Annotated in this window: 22 protein-coding genes and 4 pseudogenes; 19 read left to right on the top strand and 7 right to left on the bottom strand. The window is 66.2% G+C overall.

Annotated elements, in window-relative coordinates; translation table 11 throughout:
* The first annotated feature begins 324 nt into the window (after positions 1-324).
* Entirely contained in the window at positions 325-903 is a 579-nt protein-coding gene (locus BU28_RS0105465) for a response regulator (RefSeq protein ID WP_028718573.1), read from the top strand.
* A gap of 49 nt (positions 904-952) precedes the next feature.
* Here the strand turns inward: BU28_RS0105465 and BU28_RS0105460 are convergent, their stop codons facing one another.
* Both BU28_RS0105460 and BU28_RS24495 read right to left on the bottom strand, forming a co-directional pair.
* Complete coding sequence (locus BU28_RS0105460; RefSeq protein ID WP_028718572.1) at positions 953-1,132, bottom strand: hypothetical protein; 180 nt, start codon at positions 1,130-1,132, stop codon at positions 953-955.
* 202 nt (positions 1,133-1,334) lie between these two features.
* Positions 1,335-1,721 (bottom strand): annotated as a pseudogene (locus BU28_RS24495) (sigma-70 family RNA polymerase sigma factor); the annotation flags it as partial.
* A 576-nt stretch (positions 1,722-2,297) separates the two neighbouring features.
* On the opposite strand from BU28_RS24495, the gene BU28_RS0105450 reads away from it, so the two are divergent.
* The 10 genes and pseudogenes from BU28_RS0105450 to BU28_RS22085 all read left to right on the top strand — a co-directional run.
* Complete coding sequence (locus tag BU28_RS0105450) at positions 2,298-3,128, top strand: manganese catalase family protein (protein ID WP_028718570.1); 831 nt, start codon at positions 2,298-2,300, stop codon at positions 3,126-3,128.
* 72 nt (positions 3,129-3,200) lie between these two features.
* Entirely contained in the window at positions 3,201-3,956 is a 756-nt protein-coding gene (locus BU28_RS0105445) for an SDR family NAD(P)-dependent oxidoreductase (protein WP_028718569.1), read from the top strand.
* Positions 3,957-4,035: 79 nt separating this feature from the next.
* Complete coding sequence (locus BU28_RS0105440; RefSeq protein WP_158212797.1) at positions 4,036-4,521, top strand: DUF4142 domain-containing protein; 486 nt, start codon at positions 4,036-4,038, stop codon at positions 4,519-4,521.
* Positions 4,522-4,527: 6 nt separating this feature from the next.
* Complete coding sequence (locus BU28_RS0105435; RefSeq protein WP_028718567.1) at positions 4,528-5,496, top strand: patatin-like phospholipase family protein; 969 nt, start codon at positions 4,528-4,530, stop codon at positions 5,494-5,496.
* A complete protein-coding gene (locus tag BU28_RS22095) occupies positions 5,465-6,628 on the top strand; it encodes an MBL fold metallo-hydrolase (protein WP_051577771.1) in 1,164 nt (387 codons plus the stop codon). The genes BU28_RS0105435 and BU28_RS22095 overlap by 32 nt, the downstream gene beginning before the upstream one ends.
* Positions 6,629-6,775: 147 nt before the next feature.
* Positions 6,776-7,258, top strand: a pseudogene (locus tag BU28_RS26765) (chemotaxis protein CheB); the annotation flags it as partial.
* A complete protein-coding gene (locus BU28_RS26020; protein ID WP_415839814.1) occupies positions 7,236-8,351 on the top strand; it encodes a chemotaxis protein CheB in 1,116 nt (371 codons plus the stop codon). The pseudogene BU28_RS26765 and the gene BU28_RS26020, both read left to right, overlap by 23 nt.
* Positions 8,305-9,355: pseudogene (locus BU28_RS26015) on the top strand (CheR family methyltransferase). Before BU28_RS26020 ends, BU28_RS26015 begins: the two are co-directional and overlap by 47 nt.
* A 67-nt stretch (positions 9,356-9,422) precedes the next feature.
* A complete protein-coding gene (locus BU28_RS26010) occupies positions 9,423-9,986 on the top strand; it encodes a PAS domain-containing protein (protein ID WP_028718564.1) in 564 nt (187 codons plus the stop codon).
* Positions 9,953-10,787 (top strand): annotated as a pseudogene (locus BU28_RS22085) (transposase); the annotation flags it as partial. The gene BU28_RS26010 and the pseudogene BU28_RS22085, both read left to right, overlap by 34 nt.
* Positions 10,788-10,933: 146 nt before the next feature.
* Here the strand turns inward: BU28_RS22085 and otnC are convergent.
* Both otnC and otnK read right to left on the bottom strand, forming a co-directional pair.
* The gene (gene otnC / locus BU28_RS0105405) at positions 10,934-11,575 is read right to left on the bottom strand and encodes a 3-oxo-tetronate 4-phosphate decarboxylase (RefSeq protein WP_028718563.1); all 642 of its coding nucleotides are present in this window, start codon (positions 11,573-11,575) and stop codon (positions 10,934-10,936) included.
* Positions 11,572-12,825 (bottom strand): 3-oxo-tetronate kinase, encoded by a 1,254-nt coding sequence (gene otnK / locus BU28_RS0105400; RefSeq protein ID WP_036762063.1) that lies wholly within the window; start codon positions 12,823-12,825, stop codon positions 11,572-11,574. Before otnK ends, otnC begins: the two co-directional genes overlap by 4 nt.
* Positions 12,826-13,056: 231 nt before the next feature.
* Here otnK and BU28_RS0105395 point away from each other — a divergent pair, with 231 nt between their 5' ends.
* The gene (locus BU28_RS0105395) at positions 13,057-13,779 is read left to right on the top strand and encodes a DUF72 domain-containing protein (RefSeq protein WP_028718561.1); all 723 of its coding nucleotides are present in this window, start codon (positions 13,057-13,059) and stop codon (positions 13,777-13,779) included.
* Positions 13,780-13,934: 155 nt separating this feature from the next.
* On the opposite strand, the gene BU28_RS25255 is transcribed toward BU28_RS0105395, so the two are convergent.
* Both BU28_RS25255 and BU28_RS0105380 read right to left on the bottom strand, forming a co-directional pair.
* Complete coding sequence (locus BU28_RS25255; RefSeq protein WP_143809750.1) at positions 13,935-15,611, bottom strand: hypothetical protein; 1,677 nt, start codon at positions 15,609-15,611, stop codon at positions 13,935-13,937.
* Between the two features lie 496 nt (positions 15,612-16,107).
* A complete protein-coding gene (locus BU28_RS0105380; protein WP_028718559.1) occupies positions 16,108-16,869 on the bottom strand; it encodes an IclR family transcriptional regulator in 762 nt (253 codons plus the stop codon).
* Positions 16,870-16,993: 124 nt separating this feature from the next.
* Here BU28_RS0105380 and BU28_RS0105375 point away from each other — a divergent pair, with 124 nt between their 5' ends.
* The 7 genes from BU28_RS0105375 to BU28_RS0105345 all read left to right on the top strand — a co-directional run bounded on the left by BU28_RS0105375 (position 16,994) and on the right by BU28_RS0105345 (position 23,571).
* Positions 16,994-17,728: a 3-oxoacid CoA-transferase subunit A gene (locus BU28_RS0105375; protein WP_028718558.1), complete on the top strand. Its 735-nt coding sequence runs from the start codon at positions 16,994-16,996 to the stop codon at positions 17,726-17,728.
* Positions 17,725-18,396 (top strand): 3-oxoacid CoA-transferase subunit B, encoded by a 672-nt coding sequence (locus tag BU28_RS0105370; RefSeq protein WP_028718557.1) that lies wholly within the window; start codon positions 17,725-17,727, stop codon positions 18,394-18,396. Before BU28_RS0105375 ends, BU28_RS0105370 begins: the two co-directional genes overlap by 4 nt.
* 1 nt (position 18,397) lies before the next feature.
* Positions 18,398-19,597: a 3-oxoadipyl-CoA thiolase gene (pcaF, locus tag BU28_RS0105365; RefSeq protein WP_028718556.1), complete on the top strand. Its 1,200-nt coding sequence runs from the start codon at positions 18,398-18,400 to the stop codon at positions 19,595-19,597.
* 210 nt (positions 19,598-19,807) lie between these two features.
* Positions 19,808-21,256, top strand: coding sequence for an amino acid permease (locus BU28_RS0105360; RefSeq protein WP_036762059.1), 1,449 nt, complete (start codon positions 19,808-19,810; stop codon positions 21,254-21,256).
* Positions 21,253-22,179 carry an asparaginase domain-containing protein gene (locus BU28_RS0105355; RefSeq protein WP_028718554.1) on the top strand — a complete coding sequence of 309 codons (927 nt, stop codon included), beginning with the start codon at positions 21,253-21,255 and terminating at the stop codon, positions 22,177-22,179. Before BU28_RS0105360 ends, BU28_RS0105355 begins: the two co-directional genes overlap by 4 nt.
* Positions 22,180-22,254: 75 nt before the next feature.
* Positions 22,255-23,253, top strand: coding sequence for an FUSC family protein (locus BU28_RS0105350; protein WP_028718553.1), 999 nt, complete (start codon positions 22,255-22,257; stop codon positions 23,251-23,253).
* A 63-nt stretch (positions 23,254-23,316) separates the two neighbouring features.
* Complete coding sequence (locus tag BU28_RS0105345; RefSeq protein WP_028718552.1) at positions 23,317-23,571, top strand: hypothetical protein; 255 nt, start codon at positions 23,317-23,319, stop codon at positions 23,569-23,571.
* On the opposite strand, the gene BU28_RS0105340 is transcribed toward BU28_RS0105345, so the two are convergent.
* Complete coding sequence (locus BU28_RS0105340; RefSeq protein ID WP_028718551.1) at positions 23,568-24,734, bottom strand: helix-turn-helix transcriptional regulator; 1,167 nt, start codon at positions 24,732-24,734, stop codon at positions 23,568-23,570. The two genes, BU28_RS0105345 and BU28_RS0105340, sit on opposite strands and share 4 nt — an antisense overlap.
* Positions 24,735-24,935 lie beyond the last annotated feature (201 nt).

The following is a 24,935-nucleotide window of genomic DNA, read 5'->3' as shown; positions in this document are numbered from 1 at the left end:
TACGATCAATCGGTCATCCCCGAGCGGTTCAAGGCCACCGTGTGATGCGAAAGGCCGTTGCAGCTGGAGGTTCTGTGTCGGACCATGACGGAATTCTGGCGTGCGACACATGATGGCGCTTGCCATGACGTGCAGGCAAGCACCGGGACAGCGCCGCGCTTTCTGCCCCATCGGGCTAATTTATTATAGATAATTCAGGCCTCGGTTGTGGTGGCAGGTCACGCGGCGTTACCGCTTGGACAGGGGCAGGTTCGCAGTGGCATGGAGAGGCGGGGCCAGGTCGATCAGGTTTGGCGTGCCGCATCTCAGTTCCGGGAGGGCATGATGACATCCGAATCTCTTCGCATCCTTGTAGTCGACGATGACTATTTCATGGCCGAACGGCTTTCGCGCGAAATCCGCGCCAATGGCGATATCGTCGTCGGGCCGGTCGCGGATGTTCATGATGCGCTCGACCTGGCCTGTGTGGTGCAGGCGGCCATTCTGGACGTGAAGGTCCAGGACGAGACCTCGTTTCAAGTCGCGGATTCGCTGATCCATCACGACGTCCCGTTCATTTTCCTGACCGGTTATGACCCCCAGGTGGTGCCGTCCCGCTTCGCCCGGCGGCACATCTACGCCAAGCCCAGCCATGCGGCCCCGCTTCTGCACGACCTGCACGAACGCCACCGGGCCGCGTCCGAGGCGGCCGACAGTGTCGAGGCCGTCGTGATCGAGATGCTTTGCCGGGCGCGGGAGATGATGCCGGACGAAGCCTCGGCCGAACGTCTGGTCGAAGGAGCGCTGATGCGCGCCATCACCGAAGCGCCCCAGGACGAGCCGAAGGGGGACGACATCCGCGCCCGCCTGTTTGCCCTGTTCCAGGACGAATACCGCCAGCGCGGGCGGCTTCGGTTGCACTAAGGCCGGGTGGCATTCGCCTTGGCCCCGCTGCCCCGCAGGCCGAAAGCGGTCAATCCCCGGCTGGAGGCCGGTCGTTCGACCGGGCCTTGATCAGGGCTTCGCGCAACTGCATCGCCAGCTCGCGCAGCCGGTCGGGGATGACCTCGCGTTCCGAACGAGATCCCCATTCCAGCAGGTCGTTGTCGATATCCCGGCCAAATTTCGTCCCGCCGGGTTTCATGGATGCCATTCTTCTTCCTTTCCTGAGAGCATCGTCGCGCAGACAACTTGCCTGTCTTCAGAAATCGGGGTCGAGGACACGCCGCAACTGTCCTCGGGCGCGGCCGACGCGGCTTTTGATCGTGCCGATGTCGCAGCCAAGGACCGCGGGCGGCGGCACTATAGCTTTCCCCCAGCACCGCGACCAGGACCAGGGCTTCCCGACAATGGACCGGCACAGCGTCCAGCGCTGCCAGCATCTCCTTCTGGCGCAGATGCCAATCCTGCGACGGCGGGCTGCGGGGCAGAGAGGAAACGCAATCGGCATCCCCGGTCCGTTCGCGGTCTCGCCTGCGGCAGTCGTTGTAGAAGCGGCTGCGCATGATGGTAAACAGCCAAGCCCGGAGCTTTGTGCCCGGCTGATAGCTGTGCGCGAATTCGATGGCGCGCAGCAGCGTTTCCTGAACCAGGTCGTCGGGGTCCTGCGTCCTGCGGCACAGCGACCGGGCATAGGCGCGCAGCGCCGGCAGATGCTGCAGGACATCCTCGCCCAGGCCGCAGTCGGGGCCAGAGGGATCGGGTCCCGCATCGGGGCATCCCGACGGGCGGTCCGCCGCCACCCATGACGGGTGAACAGGGCGGGCTCATCCCGTCGCTCCGGAAGATGCAGGGCGGCGGCCCCGCTCGGGCCTTCGGAATGCACACCGCCCATGATCGTCCTGGTCGATCAAGCGCCTTGCGCCGCAGCCTCGTCGTCTTGGGGTCACCATCTTGTCTCCTCGGCAAGGGGCCGCCACATCACCATGGGTCAGGTCAAGCGGGGCCCATGAAAGACCACGCTCCGGCGCGCCCACCACAATGCTCTCTCGACGGTCTGTTCATGGCGGCCGGAACCGGGATAGGCGGCAATTGTTCCCGAAATAAATCGCATTCTTTTCCTGAGAACCGCCGGCGCGACCAGGACGATCCCCGGCCCGCCGCCGATCCGCGCAAGGACACGGGCTGGCTGCGCGAGAAAGGCTTCGGGACACCGGGCCGGGGACCGGCGCTGATCCGGTTGATAAAGGATTGCCGGGCCGATCTTCGGGAACATCCCAGGTACGGGACGGTTGTAGGACCGGGTGCCCGTGCTGACGCCGATGCGTGTACGCCGTCTGGATGCCCGGCTTCCCTCCACGATCATCCGAGGACTTCCGATGTTTTATACCGACAACAAGCTGCAATATCCCGTTCGCGTCGACGCCCCGAACCCGCTGTTCGCCAGGGCGCTGCAGCAGGCCATCGGCGGGGTCGAAGGCGAGATCCGCGTGGCGATGCAATATTTCTTCCAGGCCTGCGGCGCGCGCGGCAACCCCAAGTTCCGCGACCTGCTGATGAACACCGCCGCCGAGGAGCTGGGCCATATCGAGATGCTGGCGACCGCCGTCGCGATGAACCTGGATGGCGCGCCTCTGTCGATGCAGGAGGAGATGGCCGCGACCGACCGCGTGGTGGGCGCGGCGATGGGCGGCATGAACCTGAAGAACCTGCTGTCGTCCGGCCTGTCGGCGATGCCGGTGGACAGCGACGGCGTGCCCTTCGACATGTCCCACATCTATGCCAGCGGCAATATCGCCGCCGACATGACCGCCAATGTCGCCGCCGAATCCACGGGGCGCACCCTGGCCGTGCGGCTTTATAACATGACCGACGACGCCGGCATGAAGGACATGCTGTCCTATCTGATCGCGCGCGACACCATGCACCAGAACCAGTGGCTTGCCGCGCTTGAGGAACTGGGCGGCATGACCGGGGCCTTCCCGATCCCGAACAGCTTTCCGCAGGCGCAGGAAAATACCGACTTCAGCTATGCCTACCTGGGCTTCCAGGCCGATGGCAGCGCGCCGGTTTCGGGCCGCTGGGGCGAAGGTCCGTCCATCGACGGCAAGGGTACCTTCGTCACGGGCAAGCTGCAGCCGTCCGATCAGAAGCCCGATCTGGGCATGGCGCGCCCCGACAGCGGCGCGCAGGCCGAACAGATCGGATGATCCTGCGGCCCGCCGGCCGGAACCGGCGGGCCTTTCCTTACGCAACACGCGACACCCTTGCAGGAGATGACGATGACCCTTGCCCTTGTCACCGGCGCATCGACGGGAATCGGGCTGGAACTGGCCCGCATCGCCCGGGCCGACGGACACCAGACCATCATGGTCGCCGATGAACCCGCCATTCATCAGGCCGCCGCAGGCTTGGATGCCGAGGCTGTCGAGGCCGATCTGGCCACGTCCGATGGGGTCGCTGCGGTCCTGGCCCATCTGGGCGGACGCGAGGTCGAGCTGCTGATGCTGAACGCGGGCACCGGGCTGGGCCACGCCTTTCTGGACCAGGATCCACAGCGCATCGACCATGTGGTGATGACCAACATCCTGGGCGTGCTGCGGCTGGCGCATCCCCTGGGCCGCAGGATGCAGGCCCGGGGCCAGGGGCGGATCCTGATCACCGGCTCCATCGCGGGCTTCATGCCGGGGACGTTCCAGGCGATCTACAACGCCTCCAAGGCGTTCCTGAACAATTTCGCCCTGGGCTGGAACGAGGAACTGAAGGACACCGGCGTCACCGTCACCTGCCTGATGCCCGGCCCGACGGACACGGGTTTCTTCGAACGCGCGGGCCTTCTGGACACGCCCATCGGCCAGATGAAGAACAAGGACGATCCCGCCATGGTCGCCCGCGCGGGCTATGACGCCATGATGGCGGGACAGGCGCAGATGACGCCGGGCCTGAAGAACAAGATGCAGGCCACCCTGGCCGAAGTCCTGCCCGCGGGGCTGGTGGCCAAGGCGCATCGGCGGATGGCGAAGCCCGAGGACGAATGACCCCCTTCCCGCCCGGCCGATGACCGGCCCGGCGGTTTCCAAGGTCCGATCCCCGGACCCCCCAAGCAGGAGAATGCAGATGAAGCGCAGAACCCTTTTCGCAGCCGGAGCGGTCGCCGCCGTCCTGCCGGTCGCCCGAATGTCGTTCGCCCAGTCCGCGCCCGATGCGGACATGCAGGCGATCCTGATGGGCGGGAACTTTTCGCTGCTGAGCAGCCGGGCCGCCGCCGACAAGGGCACGGACCCCGCCGTCAAGGCCTTCGCCGCGCTTGAGGTGGCCGAACAGGAGGCCGTGGCCCGCGCCTTTGGGGCGACGCCCTCGGATCAGGTGACGCCGGAACACGCGGCCCTGCTGGAGCAGATGACCGCCATGGAGGCAGGGGCCGAATTCGACCGGCAGTATCTGGCGGCACAGATGCAGGGCCACGAGCAGCTGCGCGCCCTGCATGCGGCCTATGCCGAAAACGGCCAGAATCCGATGGCGCGCGGCGCGTCCATCGTCGGCGTTCCGGCAATCGACAGCCACATGTCCATGCTGCGCGCCATCAGCGAGCGCATGGGCTGATCGCACATGGAGGCCTGGCTTTGCTTTGCCGGCGGGAATGCGCTTGGCGCGTTCCACGTCGGCGCCTGGGCTGCGATCGAACAGTCCGGCCTGCGCGTCACGCGCATGTCGGGCGCCTCGATCGGGGCGGTGGTCGCGGCGGTCATCGCGGGCAACCCCCCGGACCGTCGGACCGAGGTGCTGCACGCGTTTCTGGCCCAGGTCCGGCAGGAACGGCGGATGACCGGCCGGCGGGCGGCGGTCACGGCGATGCTGATGCGCGGCCATCCGTCCCTGTTCGTGCCGTCCTGGCCGGGGCTGTGGGAAATCCTGCCCGGAATGCCCGCCGACCGCTCGCAATTCCGGCGCGGGCCGATGCGGCGCCTGCTGGAACGAACGATCGACTTCGACCGCCTCAACGATGCCGAGATCGAGGTGACGATGACCGCGCTTGATGCCGAAACCGGGACGGTCGTGGACTTCCGCAACCGGGACATGGCGCTGAGCGTCGATCACATCATGGCCAGCACCGCCCTGCCGGTCCTGTTCCGGCCCGTCCGGATCGACGGGCGCTGCCTGCTGGATCCGGGACTTTGCGAAAACCTGCCGCTTCGCCCCCTTCTGGACCGGCCGGGCGACGGGGTCATCATCGCGCTGGATCTGTTCGCACGACAGGGCACGCTGACCGAGACGATGGACGGCATCGGCACCCGCGCGCAGGAACTGTTCTTTGCCGGGCAGTCGGAGCGGATCATCCAATGCGCGGACCTGGCGGGCCGCAATTTCCGCCATGTCGTCCTGTCCGATCCCCAGGACGAATTCGCCGGCAAGGCCTTCGATTTCAGCCGCTCGAACCTGGAGCGCCGGGTCGAGCTGGGCAGGCTGCTGACCGCCCGCGCGCTGGCCGACCCGAGCGGCACGACCCCTGCCGCGTCCGCAAAACCCCCGATGGAGAATGCGTCCGATGATCCCGCCCCGTCTTCACGCCCGGCTTGACGCCGCATCCGCCCTGGCCCTGCTTGCGCTGCCCCGCGCATTGGGCTGGCCCGGCAGGCTGACGCGGCCGCTGGCCTTGGCAGGGCTGAGGGTGGCGGCCTATTCGCTGGCGACGCGCTATCGCCCCGGACCGGGCGGCGGCATCGACCTGGACCAGCACCGGATGCTGGACGCCGCGCAGGGGGCGGCCTGCCTGGCGGCCGGACTGCGGGAAAGCGCCCTTGGGCCGCGCGCCTTTCTGACCGGATACGGTGCCTTTTCGCTGGCCGCCCCCGTCCTGACCCAGCCGCCGGGACCACCGGGCGTCCCGTTGCCCCCTGCGGCGGTGACGCAGGATTGCGGGCCCGATGTGGCCCGGCTGCGCTGCGGCATCGTGAACGTCGCCTTCATCGGCCCGGCTGGCGCGGGGGACCGGGGGTGGTTCCTGGTCGATGCCGGCATCGCAGGCTTTGGCCCCGCCATCCGGGCGGCGGCCCGGAGCCGTTTCGGCGATGCCCGCCCAGCGGCGATCCTTTTGACCCACGGCCATTTCGATCATGTCGGCGCGCTTGCGGACCTGGCCCGTGACTGGGATGCGCCGATCCTTGCCCACCCGGCCGAACGCGGCTTTCTGGACGGCACGCGGTCCTATCCGCCGCCCGCGCCCGAAGTGGGGGGCGGCAGCATGGCGGAACTGTCGCCCCTGTTCCCGCGCGGGCCGATCGACATGTCTGACCGGCTTTCCGACCTGCCCGGCGACGGGACCATCCCCGGTCTGGACGGCTGGCAATGGATCCATACGCCCGGCCATGCGCCGGGGCATGTGTCGTTCTGGAACGCCGCGACCGGCACCCTGATCGCGGGCGATGCGATCAGCGCCACGCGGCAGGAATCGCTGTGCAGCGCCGCCCTGCAGATCCCGCATCTGCAAGGCCCGCCCGCCTATTTCACCACCGATTGGGACGCGGCCGGGCAGTCGCTGCGCCGGCTTGCCGCGCTGCGGCCGGACCGCATGATCCCGGGGCACGGCCCGGCCCTGGCGGGGCCGGATTTCCGGGCGGCGCTCGACCGGCTGGCGCGGGACTTCGCCGCGCGCGGGCTGCCGCGCCGCAGCCGGTATGCCCGCCGGGACACCCTGGCGGACCGATCTTGACCCTGGGCCGGAACAATCCCGGACAAGGGGGTTGTCCAGGGTGGATATGGCCTCCCAAAGCGCATAAAGATCCAACAGAGGCAGGCGAACGATGGACCAGCAGCACAAGGACATCGTTGCCATCGATGGTTCGGCCGAAGCGGAGAGGTGCTTCGGACGATCCTGAAGAACCTGCCGTCCAACCTTCCGGCAAGCATCTTCATCACGACCCATGTCCCTGCCCATTCGACCGGCATTCTCTCCGCGACCCTCAGCAGCCGGAGCGCATTGCCGGTCTCTACCGCCATCGACGGACAGCCGGTCGAACCCGGCCATGTCTATGTGGCACCGCCCGACGGACATCTTCTGGTGATTGGCGACACGATCCGCCTGGGTGTGGGCCCGCGCGAGAACATGGCCCGCCCGGCCATCGACCCGATGTTCCGGTCCGTGGCCCTGTCCTTTGGCCCGCGCGCCGTGGGGCTGGTGCTCTCGGGGATGCTCGACGATGGCGCCCCCGGTCTGCACGCGATCAAGTCCTGCGGCGGCACCACGGTCGTGCAGCATCCCCTGGACGCCGCCTCGGACGAGATGCCGCTGGCTGCGCTTCAGGCGACCGAGGTGGATCATGTCGCGCGCGCCGATGATCTTGCATCCACCATCGTCGACATTGTCGGCACCGTCACGACCGCCGAGCATCATCCCTCGGACGCTTTGCGGCTGGAAGTCGAGATCGCGGCAGGGCGCCGTCTGGGCAGTTCGGAACTGCAGAAGATCGCCGACCTTCCGGACGATCTTCGAGGAATTGACCAAGCCGATGGGCGCAGCCTTTCTGGTCGCGGTGCGCCAGAACGAAGGGCTGGACGTGGCAACCGTGATGGACGCGCTGCAAGGACATCCGGCGCTGCAGGTCAGCATCGCGCAGGACGGCGAGGCGCTGGCCCCGGATCATGTCTATGTCTGCGGGCCCGACGACATGATGACGATCGTGGACGGCCATCTTCATGTCAGGCCCTCGACCGAGCCGGTCGGCCATCGCGGCACCATCGACACGCTGCTGATCTCGCTGGCCGAGCATGCCCATGAACGTGCGGTCGTCGTCATCCTTTCCGGCCTTGGAAGCGACGGCACCGCCGGGGTAACGGCGACCAAGAGGTTCGGCGGCCTGTCGATTGCCGAACTGGGGTCCGCGCAGCACCAGTCGATCAATGGCGCGGGCCCCTTCGGCGTGGTCGACCTGCACCTGCCCGCCGATGCGATCGTCGGACAGATCAGGCGCTATGTGTCCAGCCTGGAGCCGGCCGCCGAAGACGAGGTGCCCTCCGATCTTGAGGCGCATCTGACGCAGATCACCGCCGTCCTGCGCAATGTCACCGGCAACGATTTTCACGGCTACAAGCGCGGCACCTTCACCCGCCGGGTGCAGCGCCGCATGCAGGTGCTGGAGATCGACACGATCGAGGCCTATGTGGAGCGGTTGCGCGGCGACCGCGAAGAGGTGCAGAACCTGTTCCAGGATCTGCTGATCGGCGTCACCCAGTTCTTCCGCGACCCGGCCGAGTTCGATGCGCTGGACGCCGAGATGTCCCGGTTGTTCGAGGGCAAGGGGCCGCAGGATCACTTGCGGGTCTGGGGGGGTGGTGGGATGCGCCACGGGCGAGGAAGCCTATTCCATCGCAATCCTCTTGCGCGAACACATGGCGCAGATGGATCACCCGCCCGAAGTGCAGATCTTCGCCACTGACCTCAACGCGCGGGCCTTGGGGATGGCGCGGGCGGGCCGGTATTCCGCCAGCATCGCCACCCATATCCACCCCGACCGGCTTGCGCGCTGGTTCATCCGCGAAGGCGACACCTATTGCGTGTCCAAGGAACTGCGCGAGATGTGCATCTTCTCGCCCCACAACGTGGAAGGATGCGCCGTTCTCCAGGACCGACGTTCTGTCCTGCCGCAACCTGCTGATCTATCTGACCAGCGAATTGCAGGACCGGGTCATGCCGATCTTCCACTTTGTCCTGCGACCCGGCGGCGTCCTGTTCCTCGGCTCGTCCGAGAACGTCACCCGGCACGGCAAGCTTTTCGCGCCCGTGGACCGCAGGAACCGCGTGTTCCGCAGGTTGGAAACCGCGGCGCGGGTCATTCCCGATTTTCCGCTAAGCTCGCGCGTCAAGGGCGTCGGTCCGGCCGGCTTCATGCCCGAGCCGATGATGTCGCCCGCCCGCCTTGCCCATACAGTCAGCCGCCAGGCCGAAGCCGTGGCCGAACGCCATGCCCCCAGCTATGTCGTCGTGGACATGCAGGGGGACGTGCTGCATTTCTCGGGGCGCACGGGCCGGTATTTCGAACCCGCGGCAGGGGCCGCGAGCCTGAACCTGATGAGCCTTGTTCACCGCGACCTGCGCCTTGACATGCGGTCCGCCTTGCAGCGCGCCGTGGCCGAGGGCGAGCGGGTCGAAGTGCCGGGCGTGCTGATGCGGCGTGACGACAAGACGCACGCCGTCAACATCATCGTCGAGCCCCTTGGATCGGACGACATCTCCTCGCTGATGGTGCTGTTTCACGAAGCAGGCGTCATTGCCGAGGGCAGCGCCGCTGCCGGCGGCCGCCTGACCATCGACGAACATGTCCAGCGGCTGGAAAACGAGCTGCGGGTGACGCGCGACCGGCTTCAGGCCACCATCGAGGAGCTTGAATCCACCAGCGAAGAGCTGAAGTCCTCGAACGAGGAATACCCAGTCCATCAATGAGGAGCTGCAATCCGCCAACGAAGAGCTGGAAACCTCGAAGGAGGAACTGCAATCGGTCAACGAGGAATTGCAGACCGTCAACGGAGAGCTGACCCACCGCGTCTCCGAACTCGACCGGGCCAATTCCGACCTGAAGAACCTGCTGGAAGCCACGCAGATCGCCACGGTGTTTCTGGACAACGATCTGCGGGTCCGCAACTTCACCCCTGCGGCGACCGAGATATTCCATCTGTTGGACACCGATGTCGGGCGTCCGCTGGATCATGTCGTCTCTCGGGTGGCCTATCCGGAACTGCCTGACGACATCCGCCGCGTCCTGAAATCGCTTGCCCCGGCGGAACGGCAGGTCAGCGCGCATTCCGGCGACCGCCAGTACGCGGCCCGCGTACTGCCTTATCGCAGCGTGGACAACTATATCAGCGGCGCCGTCGTCACCTTCACCGACCTGACTGCCATCTCCAGCGCCGAGGCCGCCCTGCGGCAAAGCGAGCAGCGCCTTCAACGCGTGCTGGAAACCGAGGCCTTGGGCGTGATCTTCTTCGACCATGCCGGCACGATGCTGAGCGCCAATGAGGTGTTCCTGCGCATGACGGGCTATATGGACGCATCAAACAGGAAATCGAGCGGCTGAAGGCAATGGACAAAGCCTTGGCCGACGCACCTGACGGTCAGATCTCGTTGACTGATCCTGATGCCCGCGCCATGGCCACCAGCGCCCGCAACAGCGGAATGGTCGGCTACAATGTGCAGACGGCGGTGGACGCAGAAACTCACCTGATCGTGGCCCATGACGTCACCAACCAGGTGCATGATCGTGATCTTCTGGCACCAATGACCACAGCGGCCAAAGAGGTGTTGGCCCGCGACGAGCTGCATGTTCTGGCCGACAAGGGCTACTTCAGCAGCCGCGAGATCCTGACCTGCTTTGACGCAGCCATCCATCACAACCGTGCCGCGCCCTGAGACCTCGGGCAATCGCGGCAAAGGCATGTATGTGAAGGCCGACTTCGCTTACGAACCAGACGCGGATGTTTATCGCTGCCCTGCTGGCGAGGCGCTGAGCTATCGCTATACTGCCGAGGAAGACGGCCTCCAGCTGCGGCGCTACTGGACCGGCGAATGTGGCAGCTGCCCCATCAAGTCCCGCTGCACGACCGGCAAAGAACGCCGGATTACGCGATGGGAGCATGAGCACCTGATCGAAGAAGCGCAGATCAGGTTGCGGGGTGCATCAGAGCCGATGACGGCGCGCCGATCCACCGTCGAGCACCCGTTCGGCACGATCAAGGCATGGATGGGGGCGACCCATTTTCTGACCAGACGGCTGCCCAACGTGAAGACGGAAATGGCGCTGAACGTGCTGGCCTACAACATCAAGCGAATGGTGGCCTTGATCGGCATCCGGAACTTGATGACCGCGATGCGGGCATGAAAAGGAAGGAAAGCTCGCCTCTTTTCTGGCCGCGCTCGTGAAGTGCTGCGCCCAGTCCGAAGAACCACCCCCTCCCGATGCGGCGAGTTTCCACACAGGCTAAGCCCAAACCTGCCGCATGCATGCGCCGGAGGCCCACGGCGCTTTTACCGCGATACCCCGCCGAAGCGTCGTTCCAGCACTGCCACCTGGTCGGGCAAGAGCAGGCGGACGGGCAGTCCGCGCAGCAGGATCGCCAGGCGCGCCGTTTCCTCGAGTTCCTCGGCGGCGTGGACGGCCGAGGCCAGGTCGCGGCCCGCCACCACCGGGCCGTGGTTGGCCAGCAGGACGGCGGCATTCCGCCCCCCACGCGCCCGGATCAGGTCCCCCATCGCCGGGTCGCCCGGCGGCACGTAGTCCAGCAGCGGCACCCGGCCCACGCGCATGACCACATAGGGGGTCAGGGGCGGAACGCAGTCCTCGGGGTCCTGGGCGACAAGGCAGGACAGCGCCGTCGCATGGGTCGAATGCAGGTGCACCACCGCCCCGGTGCCGGGCCGCGTCTCGTAAAAGGCGCGGTGCAGGAACACCTCTTTCGAGGGCCTGTCGCCGCCGACATGGGACCAGTCGCGGTCCAGCTTCGAAATGCGCCCGGCGTCCAGGTGGCCCAGGCTGGAGTTCGTCGGCGTCATCAGCCAGCCGTCCGGCAGCGCCACGCTGATGTTGCCGGCCGTGCCGACCGAAAAGCCGCGCTGGAACAGCGAGGCCGCCAGCCGCACCAGTTCGGCGCGCAACTCGTCCTCGGTCATGGCCGGTCCTCCATCCCGTCCAGCGCGCGCGCCAGGAAATCCTCGGCCCCGAAGTTGCCCGATTTCAGCGCCAGCGCAAGGCCGGATGCCGCGCGCAGCACCGGCACGCCCGGGTCGATCTCGGCCCCCACCTCCAGCGCGCCGGGGGCGAGCGCCGAGACGACCGCGCCCGAGGTCTCGCCCCCCGCGACCACCAGCCGGGTCACGCCGGCCGCGACCAGCGCGCGGGCCAGGTCGCCGAAGAACCCCTCGAGCCGCGCCGCCACCGCCTCGCGCCCGTACTCGGCCTGCATCCGCGCCACCTGCTCGGGGCTGCCCGAGGAGAACGCCAGCGGCGCCTGCGCCACCAGCGCCAGCAGCTGCCGCGCCACCGCCTCTGGCGTCAGCGTCCCGGCCATGACGGCAGGCACGTCGATCTCGATCACCGGATGGGCCGCGCGATGATGCTCGATCTGGCGCCGGGTCATGCCCGAGCAGCTGCCCGCCAGCACCACCCCCGGCCCCGGCGCGGTGCGCCGCGGCGCCGCGACCCCCGGTCCCGCCACGTCCAGGTTCTGCGCCAGCCCCAGCGCGATGCCCGAGCCGCCCGTGACCAGCCGCGCCCCTGCGAGCGCGGCGCCGATCGCCATCAGGTCCTCGTCCGAAGTCGCATCGGTGACGACCAGCGTGGCATCGCTTGCCTCCAGCGCCGCCCGGATCGCCGCCGCGCCCTGCCGGACCACGCAGAGCGGCACCAGCCCGACCGGCCCCGTGCCCTGCCGGCCCAGCCAGCGGCGCAGGTCGGGGTCGGTCATGGGCGTCAGCGGGTGGTCCTGCATGCCGCTTTCCGACAGCAGCCGGTCGCCGACGAACAGGTGGCCCTGATAGATCGTGCGCCCCATGGTCGGAAAGGCCGGGCAGACCACCACGCCGCGCGCGCCCAGCCGGTCGGCCAGGGCCATCGCCACCGGGCCGATGTTGCCCTGCGGCGTCGAATCGAAGGTCGAGCAGTATTTGAACACCACCTGCTTGCAGCCCTGCGCCAGCAGCCAGTCGAGCGCCGCCAGCGACTGCGCCACCGCCCGGTCCGCCGGGATGGAGCGGCTTTTCAGCGCCACCACCCCGGCCTGCACCGAGGGCTCGGCGGGCCGGTCCGGCACGCCCAGGTATTGCACCACATGCAGCCCGGGGCTCGCGCCATGGCCCCGCGCCAGCGTGTTCGCGATGTCGCTGGCCCCCGTGAAATCGTCCGCAATGACCCCGATCAGCATGATCCGCCCCCCTGTCCCAACAGCGCCCGCAACCGTTCTACCGCCGCTTGCGGGCTCGCGAAAACAGGAATGTCGGTGGCAAGGGCGTCTTGGCTTGTCCCGGTGGGCGCGCGGCCAGGCTGGCTGTGTCAATCCGATGGAGTTCCGGGCCAGCGCCATGCTAGCCTGCCGAACCGGCAGCAGGCCAGAGTACCGCGCTTCATTGTCGCCCACGTACAGGAAGAACCGCTCATGTCCATTCGTGTCGGTGTCGCCGGCTGGTCCATACCCTCCGCGCTTGCCGGGCGGTTTCCGTCGGAAGGCACGCATCTCGAACGCTACGGCGCATGCCTTTCGGCCGTCGAGATCAACAGCAGCTTCTACCGGCCGCACCGGCGCGCGACATACGAACGCTGGGCGGCAAGCGTGCCACCCGGGTTCCGCTTCTCGGTCAAGCTGCCGAAAGCCATCACGCATGAGCGCCGGCTGGAGGACTGCACGGCGCTGGTCGAGCGCTTCGCCGAGGAAACGGGCGGCCTGGGCGACAAACGCGGTCCGATCCTGGTTCAGCTTCCCCCGAGCTTCGCCTATCCCGGCGAGCGCGCGGAACGTTTCTTTGACGAGCTGCAGACCGCAATCACCGGGCCCATCGTGCTGGAGCCGAGACATGCCAGCTGGTTCCAGCCGGACATCGACCACATGCTGGAGCGACGGCGGGTGTCGCGGGTGGCCGCGGACCCGGCAAAACCGCCAGCTGCCGCGCAGCCCGGTGGCTGGAGCGGGCTCGTCTATTTCCGACTGCACGGATCACCGCGGATGTATGAATCAACCTATGGACAGGACGCCATCGAAGCCCAAGCAGAGCGCGTCGCCTCCCTCGTTCAGCGCGGTATCGATGTCTGGACGGTCTATGACAACACCACCTACGGCGCGGCCACGCAGAACGCTTTTGAACTGATGGAGGCACTTCGGTGACGTGAGGTGCAGTGCAATGACCTGCTCCGGAAGAATACGCTCACCAACAGCTCAATTTGACGACGCCGCCGAACCGCCACCATCCTGCCGTTCCGCCATCAAGGTCACATAATTAAAGGCCCCGCGCCAGCGGGACCTCAGGTAGCAGAATTACCCTATGCGTCAATGCCATCGCTCTGGAGGACAGGAACCTTTTCCTTGCCAGATCTGCGCATAAACTCCTTTTCCGCCTTCTTCATCAGCAGGGGCTCAGTTTCCATGAAGTGCTGGAACACTCCTGCCAAATAGCTCGATCTTTTGTGAGAGAACAAGTAAACGAGGCTTTCGAAGCGAGCCTCTCTGTATTCATCAATCGGGAACACATCCCGAAAACGATCAAGAGAATCGAGCATATCCAACGTCAGCAACGTTCGCCTACACTTGCCGCATTTGCCGCAGTTCATACTTCCGAATGGGTTCAAGCAGACGTTCAGGAACTTGGTTGCAGTGTCAAACTTGCATAGCTCCCGAGTTTTCTCAGCACGCTCGCTTTTCACTCCGCCTGTAATGATTTGAAGATCAGAGCAGGTGAAGGTGTAGAGCAGTAACAACTCGATGTGACTTGTGTCTGCAGTACCGTTTGCGATCAGGTTGAAGTGGCTGAAGTCTTCAGTAGTGGAGTAATAATAGACCCTAAACAGTTTTCTTAGGGACAGCACGCCGAACATCGTCTTGAAAAAATGCGTCGGCAAATGAGGCAGGGAAAGTTCGTGATTGATGTTAGTCGACGTCCGGACTAGCGGAATCCCCATGTCTTGTGCGACAAGTTCCGCACGGTCATATATCTCTCCCTTATTGCCATAAAGATAGTTTCCGACATAAAGATGCGTCAGGTTCATTGACTTGAGAGGTGAGGACTTATAAAGACTGGCCGTGTAAAAACTGTCAACACCGCAAGACATTCCAGTCGCAACCGCATTGCCAGCGATAAGGGCAGAAGCATCGCCGGCAGCAACGATTGTGGTTCTGTGAAGCCTTGGATCATGAGCACTAAGTTGTGGAATAAGAATTTCCGTAAGATTGTGCAAGAACTGTTCGGTCACGGGTGCCCGGCAAATAATATCCCGGCCACTTCGCATGGCGAGTGGAACCATGACACACAGAAAGGCGTCGACGCGCTCCGAAAGGAGATATTGGCGATATGCCTCGTCAGTTTCGCACCAGAGAGTTTTTACTTGTCCGTCAATCTCCACATCGGCATTTAACCGCACACCGGTATCTGATTTGGTGACATAAGGAGGGTTGATAATGATTTCTTTCTGAAATTCTGGATTCCGCTCATACGCAAACTTTCTGGGTGCAGCTTGAAATGCAGCCATGCTGGAAATATACGACTGGAGCTTGCATCCGTTCTTCCTGAGGAAGTCCCTGATTCTCTCTGCCGATTCCTTTGAATCGGAAGTGTAGATCAGATCCACTTGATCTTGATTATACTCCAAAATTTCAGTTAGGTATCGATAGGTGATCTCACCGCGGACGCCGATGGAGTTCGACCTTGACAGCACCTCATCACATAGGCCACGAACTGCATCCTCGCGCTCCCTGTGCAGATAACGCTCTAACTCCTTTCCAGGTATCGTAGTTTCGCAACCAATAATATAGCAAGGGACGTCTTTTGGATACATCGATATCCAGCGAGTCATGGCCTTGATTTGGTCGACGTTCTTTCCTCCCCAATTCTTTTGCAGCATGAGTACGATCATGTCCGCGTTAGAGACCGCATCCCCCAAGGGAAAAAACTCGTATCCATCTTTCAACGGAAAGGATAAAGGCGTATTCGTCGCGATTTTCATGTTTCAGATCTTCTCTGGTAAGTTTTTGACACTGGCGCCAAAGCCGCCGTCGCTTTTAGCGTCACTCGATTGAGCCGAGACGAGGCTCTCGAGGTTGCCCCACGCGCATCTGCGCTGTTCTTTATTTTGTCTATTTACACTACGCAATCAAAGTCAAAGGTGGATCGACCACCGCGGCCAGACTCCTCGGCTGTTATCTTGATGCACATTAACGCATCGGTTGAGTATTCGGTAGCCATATTAGTGCTTGAAAGGCAGGCAAATCAAATAAGAGGTCACTGCCGTTGCCTTGCCGCATCGCAATCATGCATATTAGGCAAATTTAATTTTTCGTTCTCTACAACGCTCTAGATATCGTCTTGCTCGCTGAATATTCCCCTGTGCAGCATGTGTGGTCAGCAATCTGAACGCATGCTTTACGGGCTACTTCGAATCACTTCGGCATGAATTGTTGGCATCACGACCGCCAAGCTGCCGCGCACCCAGATGCCCCGACCTAACGCAGCAGCCCGCGCAGCTCGCCCTGGATGCGCTGCAGGTGGGGCAGGAAGCGGACGGGCAGTTCCTCGACCGTGGCATGGGCGGCGGCAAGGCCGATGTTCAGCGCGGCGACCACCCTGCCGCGTGCGTTCAGAAGCGGCACCGCAATGGAGCGCAGGCCGATCTCGACCTCCTGGTCGATGATGGCGTGGCCATCGCGACGGACACGGGCAATCTCGTCGAACAGGGCCTCGGCATTGGTCAGGGTATGGGGCGTGCGCGCGGGAAAGGGCGCGCCGGCCAGCAAGGCCAGCAGATCGGGCTCGGGCAAGGCCGCCAGCAGGACGCGGCCCATCGAGGTGCAATAGGCTGGCAGACGCGACCCTGCCATCAGCGAAATCGACATGACCTTCTGCTGCGCCGCGCGCGCCACATAGACGATCTCGGCCCCGTCAAGGATCGAGACGGAGCTGCTTTCCCCGATCTCTTCGGACAGGCGGTCCAGCCAGGGCTGGACGATCTGCGGCAGCGGCATGGTCGCAAGGCAGGCCGTCCCCAGCCGCAGGATGCGCGGCGTCAGGGTAAAGAACTTGCCGTCGTAATCCGCATAGCCGTGATGGGCCAGCGTCAGCAAGCAGCGCCGCGCCGTCGCCCGGTCCAGCCCCGAAGCGGCCGAAACCGCGCCGATGGACTGGCGTGGGCAGTCGGCGGTGAAGGTCTCGATCACCCGCAAGCCCTTGGCCAGCCCGCCCATCATGTCGCGCTCGTTGAAACTCATGATCCCCGGCCAGCCATGTGCGATATGCGAACAAATCTATCATATCGCACAATCCCGGTTTACGGAAGCCCGTGGCTGGGTGTAGCCCGGCACCCGCAAGCTGTCCCATTCACGGAGGATGAGCATGGACAAGACGCTTCCCGATCTGGCCGCGGCGGTGGCCGGGATCGAAGACGGGATGACCGTGATGATCGGCGGGTTCGGCGGCTCGGGCGCGCCGATCGAACTGATCCACGCCCTGATCGACCGCTTCCTCGCCACCGGGCATCCGAAGAACCTGACGGTCGTGAACAACAATGCGGGCAATGGCCACGTCGGCTTGGCCGCGCTGATCGAACAGGGCATGGTCGCCAAGCTGATCTGTTCCTTCCCGCGGTCCGCCGATCCGCGCGTCTTTACCGAACTTTACCTGGCCGGAAAGATCGAGCTCGAGCTGGTCCCGCAGGGCACGCTGGCCGAACGCATCCGGGCCGGCGGCGCGGGCATCCCGGCCTTCTACACCCCGACCAGCTATGGCACCGATCTGGCCAAGGGCAAGCCGGTCGAGGAATTCGACGGCCGCCCCTATGTCCGGGAACGCTGGCTCAAGGCCGATGTCGCCCTGATCAAGGCCGAGCGCGGCGACACCCTCGGCAACCTGACCTTTCGCATGGCGGCGCGCAACTTCGGCCCGCTGATGGCCTTGGCCACCGCGACCACCATCGTGCAGGTGCGCGAACTGGTCCAGCCCGGCGCCATCGACCCCGAGGCCGTCGTCACCCCCGGCATCTTTGTCCAGGGCCTGGTCGAGGTCGAAAACCCGGCGCAGGAAGAGGACCTGAACCGCGCCAATGCCGTCTATCCGGAGACCGCAGCATGACTCAGAAACTGACCTCGACCCAGATTGCCTGGCGCGCGGCGCAGGACATCCAGGATGGCGCCTATGTGAACCTGGGCATCGGCTTTCCCGAGATGGTGGCGAAATTCCAGCCGCCCGGCCGGCAGGCGATCTTTCACACCGAAAACGGCATCCTGGGCTTTGGCGAAGCACCAGCCCCGGGGGATGAGGACTGGGACCTGATCAACGCCGGCAAGAAGGCCGTGACGATCAAGCCGGGGACCGCCTTCTTCCACCATGCCGACAGCTTTGCCATGGTGCGCGGCGGCCATCTGGACGTGGCAATCCTGGGCGCCTATCAGGTCGCGCAGAACGGCGACCTGGCGAACTGGTCGACCGGGCCCAAGGGCGTCCCGGCGGTCGGCGGCGCGATGGACCTGGTTCACGGCGCCAAGCGCGTCGCCGTCATCACCGAACATGTGACCAAGGACGGCAAGCCAAAGCTTCTGGACGCCTGCACCCTGCCCCTGACCGGCGTCGGCTGCGTGACGCGGGTCTATACCTCGCTGGCTGTCGTCGATGTTCAGGACGGCCATTTCGTGCTGCGCGAGAAGCTGTCCTCGATCTCGATGGACGAGTTGCAATCCCTGACCGGCGCCACGCTGCATGTGGACGGCGCCGTCGCCGAGCTGACCGTGCCGGAGCTGTGACATGACCGACGTTTTCATCTGCGACTATATCCGAACCCCAATCGGACGCTTTGGCGGCGCATTGGCCTCGGTGCGGGCCGACGACCTGGGCGCGATCCCCTTGCGCGCGCTGATGGCGCGGCACGCGAACCTCGACTGGCAGGCTGTCGGCGACGTGGTCTATGGCTGCGCCAACCAGGCGGGCGAGGACAACCGCAACGTCGCCCGCATGTCGCTGCTGCTGGCGGGCCTGCCGATCGAGGTGACGGGGACCACGATCAACCGGCTCTGCGGCTCGGGAATGGACGCGGTGCTGACAGCCGCCCGCCAGATCGCCGCCGGAGAGGCCGATCTGATGATCGCCGGCGGCGTCGAGTCGATGTCACGCGCGCCCTTCGTGCTGCCCAAGGCGGAAACCGCCTTCTCGCGCCATGCCGAGATCCACGACACCACCATCGGCTGGCGCTTCGTCAACCCGGCTATGAAAAAGCAGTACGGCGTCGATTCCATGCCGCAGACCGGCCAGAACGTCGCCGACGACTATGGCATCTCGCGTGAGGCGCAGGACGCGATGGCGCTGGCCAGCCAGGCCAAGGCGGCGGCCGCCATCGCCAATGGCCGGCTGGCGCAGGAGATCACCCCGGTCACGATCCCCCAGCGCAAGGGCGAGCCGGTCGTCGTGGACACCGACGAACATCCCCGGGCCACCACGCCCGAGGCGCTGGCCAAGCTGAAGCCGCTGTTCGAGGGCGGCTCGGTCACCGCCGGCAATGCCTCGGGCGTGAACGACGGGGCGGCGGCGCTGATCCTGGCGACCGAGGCGGCGGCGAAACGGCACGGCCTGACCCCCATCGCCCGCATTCTGGGCGGGGCGACGGCCGGGGTGGCCCCGCGCATCATGGGCATCGGTCCGGCGCCGGCAAGCCAGAAGCTGATGGACCGGCTGGGCCTGACTGCCGCCGATTTCGACGTGATCGAACTCAATGAGGCCTTTGCCGCCCAGGGTCTGGCCACGCTGCGCCAACTGGGCATCGCCGACGACGACCCGCGCGTCAATCCGAACGGCGGCGCCATCGCTCTGGGGCATCCCTTGGGCATGTCCGGCGCCCGCATCACCGGCACGGCGGCGCTGGAACTGGCGCGGACCGGCGGCAAGCGGTCGCTCTCGACCATGTGCATCGGCGTCGGCCAGGGCATCGCCGTGGCACTGGAGCGGGTGTAGGGCCCGCCGCTTTTCCCTTCCGGCGCAACCGCTTGCCCCGGACTTCTGGAAAAACGCCGAAAATCGCGCCCCCTCGGTCCGGCCGGAGGGGGCGTTTTTTCCTTGACGCCGGGGCATTCCGCACCCTATCCGCCCGATCTGTCATACAGCTTAGCAGCTTGCGGGCGAGGAGGCCCAAGAGCCGGGATCGTCAAGGGGACGGAGATCATCTTGCAGCACCATCATTCGACATCCGCCGAAGGGCATGTCTTTGCCGCCGAGGAGGCGGGCTTTCACAAGGAACTCAAGCCGCGCCAGATCCAGATGATCGCCATCGGCGGCGCGATCGGCACCGGGCTTTTCCTGGGCGCGGGCGGGCGGCTGGCCGTCGCCGGGCCCTCGCTGGTTCTGGTCTATGCGCTTTGCGGCTTTTTCGGCTTTCTGGTCCTGCGCGCCCTGGGCGAGCTGATCATGCATCGGCCCAGTTCGGGGTCATTCGTCAGCTATGCCAGGGAATTCTATGGCGAAAAGCTCGCCTTCGCGGCGGGCTGGATGTACTGGATCAACTGGGCCATGACCTCGGTCGCCGATGTGACGGCGGTGGCGGTCTACATGAACTTCTTCAAGGCCTATGTGCCCTGGCTCGCGGGCGTCGACCAGTGGATGTTCGCCCTGGGCGCACTGGTCGTCGTGCTGGCGATGAACATGCTGTCGGTCAAGGTCTTTGGCGAGCTTGAATTCTGGTTCAGCCTGATCAAGGTGCTGGCGCTGGTGGGCTTTCTGCTGGTCGGCATCTGGTTCGTCGCGACCGGCACGCCCATCGCCGGCCACACCCCCGGCATCCACCTGATTTCCGAAGGCGGCGGCCTGTTCCCGCATGGCATCCTGCCGGCGCTGGTGCTGACGCAGGGGGTGGTCTTTGCCTATGCCTCGATCGAGCTGATCGGCACCGCCGCGGGCGAGACCGAAGACCCGCGCAAGGTCATGCCGCGCGCCATCCGCACCGTCGTGCTGCGGCTGGTGGTGTTCTATGTCGGCTCGGTCCTGCTGCTGTCGCTGCTGCTGCCTTATACCGCCTACAAGGCGGGCGAGAGCCCCTTCGTCACCTTCTTCGGCGCCATCGGCGTCGAGGGCGCGGATATCGTGATGAACCTGGTCGTGCTGACCGCCGTGCTGTCGTCGCTGAACGCGGGGCTTTATTCGACGGGCCGCATCCTGCATTCCATGGCGATCTCGGGCTCGGCCCCGGCGGCGCTGGCGCGGATGAACAAGGCGGGCGTGCCCTATATGGGGATCGGCGTCACGGCGGCCGTCACCGTGCTGGGGGTGGTGCTGAACGCCTTCATGCCCTCGGATGCCTTCGAGATCGCGATCAACGTGGCCGCGCTTGGCCTGATCTGCGCCTGGGGCACCATCGTCCTGTGCCAGCTGAAGTTGTGGCACCTGTCGCGCCAGGGCCTGATCCAGCGCCCCGAGTTCCGCATGTTCGGCGCGCCCTTCACCGGCATCCTGACGCTGGCCTTCCTGCTGGGAGTCGTGGTGCTGATGGCCTTCGACTATCCGGTCGGAACCTGGACCGTCGCCTCGCTTCTGGTGATCGTGCCGGCGCTGATCCTGGGCTGGCATCTGGCGCGGGGCCGCATCGCGGCCATCGCCGCCGCAAGCGAGGCGGGCCAGTGACCGCAGATGCCGGCAAGCCCCTGGTCGCGGTCATAGCGACCGGGGGCACCATCGCCAGCCGCAAGGACGCAAGCGGGGCCGCCCAACCCGTGCTGCGCGGGCAGGACCTGCTGGACCTGCTGCCACCCCTGGACCTGCGCCTGCGCGCGGTGGAACTGCCCGCCAAGGACAGCTCTGCCCTGACGCTGGCCGACATGCAGGCGATCAGCGACGCGGTGGGCGCGGCCCTGGCCGATCCTGCGGTCGCGGGCGTCGTGGTCCTGCACGGCACCGACGCGATGGAGGAAACCGCGCTGCTGATCGCCCTGCAGCATGGTGCGCGCGGCCCGGTCGTGCTGACCGGGGCGCAGTTTTCCGCCGACAGCGACCGGCCCGACGGGCCCGGCAACCTGGCCGATGCCCTGCGCGCGGTGCTGGCGGGGCCGGCGGGCGTGCGGCTGGCCTTCGGCGGCCGGCTGTTGCCGGTCTGGGGGCTTTACAAGGCCGCGTCCGACCGGGCCGACGCCTTTCGCCTGGCGGTGCCGGGCGACCATCCGGTGCCGCACCTGCCCGCGTCGCTGGGGCCGCAGCGCGTCGATCTGGTCGCGATCCATCCCGGCGCGGACGCGCTGCATCTGGACGCCAGCCTGGCCGCCGGGGCGCAAGGGATCGTGCTTGTCGCGCTGGGATCGGGCAATGCCTCGGCCCCCGTGGCCGAGGCGGTCGCCCGCGCCCATGCGGCCGGCGTGCCCGTGGTCGTCTCCAGCCGGGTGCCGGAGGGGGTTCTGACCCCTGCCTATGGCGGCGGCGGCGGCGGCCACGACCTGATGCGGGCCGGGGCCATTCACGCCCGCATCCTGCGCCCCGGACAGGCCCGCATCCTGCTGGCGGCGCTGATCGCGAACGGCGTCCCGCCGGACCGGATGGCGGCGCATTTCGGCTGAAACGCGGGGCAGCGCGATTGCATTCCGGGGCCTGCTGGCGCAGAACCCAGCCAAATCCTTGCCATCGGGCCGGCCATGAACCCATCCTCTCCCTGGACCGCGCGGGCCCTGCAGCTTTTCGCGGCCGCGGCGATCTCGTTGATCCTTGCGGTGCAGCTTGGGCTGCAGAACCCGTTCTGGGCGGCCATGCCGGTCTGGGTCGTGGCCCAGCCGAACCGGCAGGACCTGCTGCTGCGCGCCGTGCTGCGGGTTTTGGGAACGGCATTCGGCGCATGGATCGGCTGGCTTGTGCTGATGTCGGTGCCGGGCGACGCGGCCCGGGTCGCGGTCCTTGCGCTGGGGGTCGGGCTCGGGGCCTCGGTCGCCTTCTGGATCGGCACGGTCTACAGCTATGGCGTGATCCTGGCCGCGATCACGCTGGCGGTGGTGCTGGTGGTGCCGGCGATGGATCATCCGGTCGATGCGGCCCATCTGGCGCTGGACCGGATCTGGTGCACGCTGATCGGTGTCGTCGCGGTGACGGTCATCACCTTCCTGTTCACCCCCCATCGCAGCGGCCCGCTGCCGCCGCGCACCGTCCCGCCGCTGGGCGATGTGATCCGCCAGGGGCTGATCGCCGCAGCGGCCGCCTTGGCGGGCGGGGCGATCCTGCATGCGGTGGGCGGACCTGCGGGGATCGCGGCAGCCCTGTCCCTGACGATCTTCAGCCTGATTCTGGGAACCTCGCGCAACCCCGCGCCGATCCTGGCCTATATGCCGCCCGGGGCCGCCGTGGGGGTGCTGGCCGCGCTGGCCTATCGGGCGCTTGACATGGCGCTGCCCGATCCGGCGGGAACCGCGCTGTGGCTGGCGCTGCCCTTCATCGCGGCGGGCGCCAGCCTGCGCAGCCATCCCCGCACCGCCCCGCTGGGACTGGACGCCAACATGTGCTTCCTGCTGGCGGCCGAGGCGGGCACCGCTGGGCATGGCTTCGGCGCGCATCTGCAAGGCGGGCTTGCCACGGTCCTCGCAGGCTTCGCCATGGCCGGGATCTTCCGCCGTTTCGGAGCGGTGCGGGCGCCCGCGTTGAAATAATTGCGAGCGGTGAACCCCGCCGGGCATCCTGGTGTTCTGTCGCAAACAGAATGGGGGCTCAGCATGGCAAGAATTCCGAACGACCTGATCGCAGACCTGCGCAATGCGCTGCACGACCTGGGGGGCGCCTCGGCCGAGGCGTCCGACCTGATCCGCGAACAGCTGGGGGCCGATGCGTCGCGTGCCTTCGACGATGTGCTCGCGGCCTGCTACCAGATCGTCGAGGCCGCAGCGGAATCGCGCACGCTTGCAGACCGCGGCGTGCTGTCGCCCCGGCAGATCGACGGCCAGGCCATGCGGATCGCGGCGGCGGCCTAGTCCAGCGGGTCCATCACAAAGCTGGCGCCGATGCTGGACGCCAGCCGGATCAGCTGCGTCCGATTCGCGCAATCGGCCTTGGCGAGCAGCGACTTGACCTGCGAATTGATCGTCTCGACCGAGCGGTTGCGCCGGTCCGAGATCTGGCGGTTGGTCAGCCCCTCGGCCAGCAGCCCGACCAGTCGGGTTTCCGATTGCGTCAGCGTCAGCACCTTGGCCAGCAGGTCCAGGTCCAGCGGCAGCTCCCGCCCGGTATCCAGGCTGTAGATCGCATAGCCGTCCAGCCGCCGCTCGCCAAAGGCATCGGCCGAAGTCAGCGGAGAGATTTCCACCGCAAGCCGCCCGCAACTGGCCTGACGCCCGCCAAGCGCCTCTTTCCGGGGCCGGGCGCCGCAGCGGCCGTGGTCGCGCGCATCCGCCGTCATCGCGTGCAGCCATTGCCGGTCGGGCGCGGCCCGCATCTCCAGCCGCCCCGCCCCATCGCGAAAGAACACCCCCGCCGCTTCGCGCTGGCGGGCGAATTCGACGTTCTCGCAGATGATCTGGCGATCGCCTCGGATCAGGCAGACGCCGATGCGCAGCCGGTCCATGGCTTCGGCCAGGCCCGCATAGGCGGTGCTCAACTGACGCAGCGGACGGCCCAGGTGCAGGGCCTTGGCGACATGGGGCAGGATCGTGGCCAGGGCCGCGCGCTCGGCCCCGCTCATCGGCCCGTGCCGGCGCGAGAACTGGACCGAGAAGCGGTCGCGCGACAGGTCGTCCTTGTTCAGGACGGCGCCGGCCCGGTAATGGACGCCGTGCCGGGCCATCTCTTGCGCATTGGGTCGCAGGGCCAGGGCGCTGTGCTCGGGCGCCAGGACATCGTCGCCCACGATCTCGATCCGGTCGCCGCGCGCGGAATGGCGGGCGATGATCTCCTGGTCGGCGAACTCCTCCTCGGCAAAGCGATGGATGTAGCCATCGACCAGCACCGGGTCGTAGGCGGCCGAGAAATGGGGCGCCCGCAGTTGACGTGCGCGCGGATCGGCCTCGTCCAGTTCAAAGATGATGCAGCCCCGCGCGCCCACGGCCCGCGCGATCCGGTCAAGCACCCCAGGCCACCGACCGGCGTCCAGCACGGTGTCGTAGATGTCCAGGATGACCTGTTCGTCGGGCTCTTGCATCGCCGATCCCTATCCGCCCGGCCCCCTATGGTAGTCCAGTTCGCGGTCCTTGCAAAAGAAAAGCGTCGGCGCCCGTTGCAGAGCAAAAATCCCCCGAACTGGTGATGCGGGACAGGGGACGGCCGCGCTAGGGTATGGTCACGGCCCGATTTCATTCAGCAAGTGCTTTGCCGATCCTTCTTCAACGGTTACGCTTCTTCC

Origin of the sequence: Paracoccus yeei ATCC BAA-599 (assembly GCF_000622145.1) — a bacterium.
Lineage (GTDB): Bacteria > Pseudomonadota > Alphaproteobacteria > Rhodobacterales > Rhodobacteraceae > Paracoccus > Paracoccus yeei.
The sequence above is the reverse complement of the archived record's forward strand: the minus strand, read 5'-3'. Positions and strand labels throughout refer to the sequence as shown.